At 71.9% G+C, this 3,663-nt stretch carries 5 protein-coding genes and 1 pseudogene; 4 read left to right on the top strand and 2 right to left on the bottom strand.

The genetic code is table 11. The features are described from left to right. The 4 genes from IJH84_RS08270 to IJH84_RS08255 all read left to right on the top strand — a co-directional run. Positions 1-726, top strand: a 726-nt coding sequence (locus IJH84_RS08270; RefSeq protein ID WP_295142290.1) for an aminotransferase class V-fold PLP-dependent enzyme, incomplete at its 5' end; no start/stop codon positions are given. A 44-nt stretch (positions 727-770) separates the two neighbouring features. Next, positions 771-1,406 carry a signal peptidase II gene (gene lspA / locus IJH84_RS08265; protein WP_295142287.1) on the top strand — a complete coding sequence of 212 codons (636 nt, stop codon included), beginning with the start codon at positions 771-773 and terminating at the stop codon, positions 1,404-1,406. 11 nt (positions 1,407-1,417) lie between these two features. Continuing rightward, positions 1,418-2,335 carry an RluA family pseudouridine synthase gene (locus IJH84_RS08260; RefSeq protein WP_295142293.1) on the top strand — a complete coding sequence of 306 codons (918 nt, stop codon included), beginning with the start codon at positions 1,418-1,420 and terminating at the stop codon, positions 2,333-2,335. A 76-nt stretch (positions 2,336-2,411) separates the two neighbouring features. Further along, complete coding sequence (locus tag IJH84_RS08255) at positions 2,412-2,825, top strand: hypothetical protein (RefSeq protein ID WP_200070015.1); 414 nt, start codon at positions 2,412-2,414, stop codon at positions 2,823-2,825. Here IJH84_RS08255 and IJH84_RS08250 read toward each other — a convergent pair. Together IJH84_RS08250 and IJH84_RS08245 are read right to left on the bottom strand one after the other, a co-directional pair. Continuing rightward, positions 2,800-2,946, bottom strand: coding sequence for a hypothetical protein (locus IJH84_RS08250; RefSeq protein ID WP_295142282.1), 147 nt, complete (start codon positions 2,944-2,946; stop codon positions 2,800-2,802). The genes IJH84_RS08255 and IJH84_RS08250 overlap by 26 nt on opposite strands. 124 nt (positions 2,947-3,070) lie before the next feature. Then, positions 3,071-3,663: pseudogene (locus IJH84_RS08245) on the bottom strand (AsnC family protein); the annotation flags it as partial.

The raw sequence follows: 3,663 nt of genomic DNA, 5'->3' as shown, positions 1-3,663 counted from the left end.
CTGTTCGCCGAGCTGGGCGTGGACCACGTGGTGCTGTCCGGGCACAAGCTCTACGCGCCGTTCGGGGCGGGTGCGCTGATCGGCCGTGCGGACTGGCTCGACGCGGCTCCGCCCTACCTCGTCGGCGGCGGCGCGACTCGCGCCGTGCCGGATGACGGCGTGATCGACTGGAACACCGGGCCGGAACGGCACGAAGCGGGTTCGCCGAACACGGTGGGCGTGCACGCGTTGGCCACCGCCTGCCGGGTGTGGTCGGAACACGCCGAGTCGATCATCGCGCACGAGGACGCGCTGCTGATCCGGTTGCGCGCGGGCTTGCGCGACATCCCCGGGTTGCGCGAGCTGAGCCTGTTCGGGCCCGAGCACGCGCGGGTCGGAGTGGTCAGCCTGACCGTGCAGGATCGCGATGCTGGGCAGAATGGCGATGCTGGGCAGGCTCGCGACCCGGGACTGCTCGCGAGCGCGCTGTCCGCCGAGCACGGCATCGGCGTGCGGGACGGGCTGTTCTGCGCGCACCGCGCGGTGCGGCACCTGCTGGCGGGTTCCGGGGCGCAGCGCGCGCTGCGGGTCAGCATCGGGCTCGGCACGACGACCGAGCACGTGGACAGGTTCGTCGACGCGCTGCGCGGGCTTCTCCTGGACGGGCCGAGCTCGAGGTACGCGTTGGTAGAAGGCGGTTGGGTGCCCGAGCACGATCCGCGGGGTTTCCCGGCGGCGCTGAACTGACCCGGGTTCGAGCCGATGCGAGGGCGGTCTCCGGCTCGGGGAGAATGGGACGAGTGAACATCGAGCGATCCGAACCCGAGCAGCCCGAACCTGCCGCGCCGGGCGGCTCCGCCGCGGGGGATTCCGGCAGCGCGGGGGACTCCGGTAGCACGGGGAAGTCCCCGCGCCCCCGCAGGCTGCTGGTGCTGCTGTTCGGCGTCGCCGCGCTGCTGTTGGCGGCCGACGTGCTCACCAAGGTCGCCGCGGTCGCTGCACTGGAGGACCAGCCGCCCGCACGGCTGTTCGGCGGTGCGGTCTACCTGGTACTGGTGCGAAAGCCCGGCGCTGCGTTCTCGCTGGCCACCGGTATGACGTGGCTGCTGGCGCTGCTGGCGATCGTGGTCGTCGGCGTGATCTTGTGGCTCGCGCCGAAGCTGCGCTCCACCGGCTGGGCCATCGGGCTCGGGCTCGTGCTCGGCGGGGCCTGCGGGAACCTCGTGGACCGGTTGTTCCGCGAACCCGGGTTCCTGCGCGGGCACGTCGTCGACTTCGTCTCGCTGTTCGCACCGGACGGCAGCGTGTGGCCGGTGTTCAACGTCGCGGACTCGGCGATCGTGTGCGGCGGCGTGCTCGTGGTGCTGATGTCCCTGCTCGGCCGGGACTACGACGGCACGGTGCACCGGAAGAAGGAGCGGTCGTGAGCGATCTGCGGATGCTGCCGGTCCCGGACGGGCTGGAAGGGATGCGGGTCGACGCGGGCCTGTCCAAACTGCTCGGCCTGTCCCGCAACACCGTCGCCGGGCTCGCCGAAGCAGGCGACGTGCTGCTGGACGGCGCCCAGGTCGGCAAGTCCGACCGGCTGCCCGCCGGGTCGCTGCTGGAGGTCACCCTGCCGGCCGCCCGGCCCGAACCGGAGGTCGTGGCGGTGCCGGTGGAGGGCTTGCAGATCCTGCACCAGGACGCGGACATCGTCGTGGTGGACAAGCCGATCGGAGTGGCCGTGCACCCCAGCCCCGGCTGGGAAGGCCCGACGGTGGTGGGCGGGCTCGCCGCGGCCGGCGTCCCGATCGCGACATCGGGGGCTGCCGAACGGCAGGGCGTGGTGTACCGGCTCGACGCGGGAACCACCGGTGTGATGGTCGTGGCCAAGAGCGAACACGCCTACACGGCGCTGAAGCGGGCGTTCAAGGAACGCACGGTGGAAAAGCGCTACCACGCGCTGGTGCAGGGCCATCCCGATCCGAGCCGCGGCACCATCGACGCGCCGATCGACCGGCATCCGCGGCACGACTACAAGTTCGCGGTGGTCACCGGCGGCAAACCGAGCGTCACCCACTACGAGACGGTGGAGGCGTTCCGCGCGGCGTCGCTGGTGGACGTGAAGCTGGAAACCGGGCGCACGCACCAGATCCGGGTGCACTTCGCGGCCTTGCGGCATCCTTGCGCTGGCGACCTGACCTACGGTGCCGATCCGGTGCTGGGACGGCGGTTGGAGCTCACCAGGCAGTGGCTGCACGCCCGTTCGCTCGGGTTCGAGCATCCTGCTGACGGAACTCGGGTCGAGTTCACCAGCGAATACCCGGCCGACCTGCAGCACGCGCTGGATGTGCTGCGCGCGCAGGACGCTTAGCCGAATCGGCGATCTCCGGGGCTCGCATCGCGTAATCTGGTGAAATCCGCCGAGATCGGGCGGGCTGGGAGGGGCGATGTCGAACGCGGGTGAACGGCACGAGCACGTCGAGGACACCCCGACCCCGCCGATGGGTTTGTCGTGGGGCGGCACGTTGCAGCCGGAACAACCGCTTGCTCCTGCGGAGGAAACCGCGACCGGGCCGATCGCAGCCGCGGGGCCGGTCGCTGCCGGAATCGGACCGCAGCGGAGCCCGCAGGCGGATGCGGACGAGCGGGTGAACACCGGACTCGCCGAGCTGGTGCAGGCCGAGGACTTCGGCCGGGGCGGTCCGGCCGTTCTCGGTGGCGCACCGCCGGAACCGGGCGACTCCTACGGCGACGCCGGGGATTGGCCGACGCTGCAACGCCGGGAGCGGCAGGAACCTCGTGACGAGGAGCGCTCCGGCGGGCCGCTCGGGTGGATCAAGCGTCGCCGGGACGGGCAGTAGTCACCGCGGGCTCCCGGCCGCGCTCGGCGGCCGACCGGCCGGCCAGTTCGGCGATCCCGATCATCATCAGCGCCGATCCGACGCCGAGCAGCAATGCGGGCAGCGGAAGTGCGGGCAACACCATTCCTCCTTGCGACACCGGGAAGCGGCTCGCTTCCGCTTCGACCTCATGCCGTTGACGCTAGGCCGCCGAGGTGCGTGGCAGTTGCGGGTCGTCCCCCGGTCGAACCCGGAGATCCGCGCCGTCAGAGGTCGGTGATGTCCCAGATGAGGCTGCGCTGCTCGTCACCGGGCCGCGGCGACCAGCGGACCGCGGAGAGCTCGGTGTCCTGCGGCAGCACGTAGACGGTGTGCCCGCCCGCGGTCTCGCCCGGCGGCACTCCGATGCGGTGCGGCGGGCGCGAGGACAGCGACACCGGGGCTTTGCCGATCGTGGACCCGTCGGCGGCGACCAGCACCAGGTACAGGTCGGGCAGCGAGGTGAACGGCATGGCACTGCGGTTGGTCAGCTCGGTGTGCACCACGATCGCGCGATCGCCTACTTGGAGCTGGTAGCCGGCGGCGGTGTAGAGGAAGTCCGCGGGGTCCACGACCTCGACGAGCTGGATGGTGATCCGCTCGCCCTCGGGCCCGTCCACGTCGAGCTTGCTGCCGACCTCGCCGGTGCGGGGCGTGGGCGGGGCCTGCGGTGTCTGCGCGGTCCGCGCGTTCGCGTCCACGACCTGCTGATCGCGCGGGCCGGACTGCTCGCCGCGCGTCCACGCGGCAGAGCCGGGCGGGCCCCACGTGTTCATCGGCTCGGCTGGCCGCGGACCGTGCTGTTGCGGAGGGCCGTACG

Source organism: Saccharopolyspora sp. (assembly GCF_017434145.1).
In the GTDB taxonomy this organism is placed as follows: domain Bacteria; phylum Actinomycetota; class Actinomycetes; order Mycobacteriales; family Pseudonocardiaceae; genus Saccharopolyspora_C; species Saccharopolyspora_C galaxeae.
This window is presented reverse-complemented; position numbering and strand designations above follow the sequence as displayed.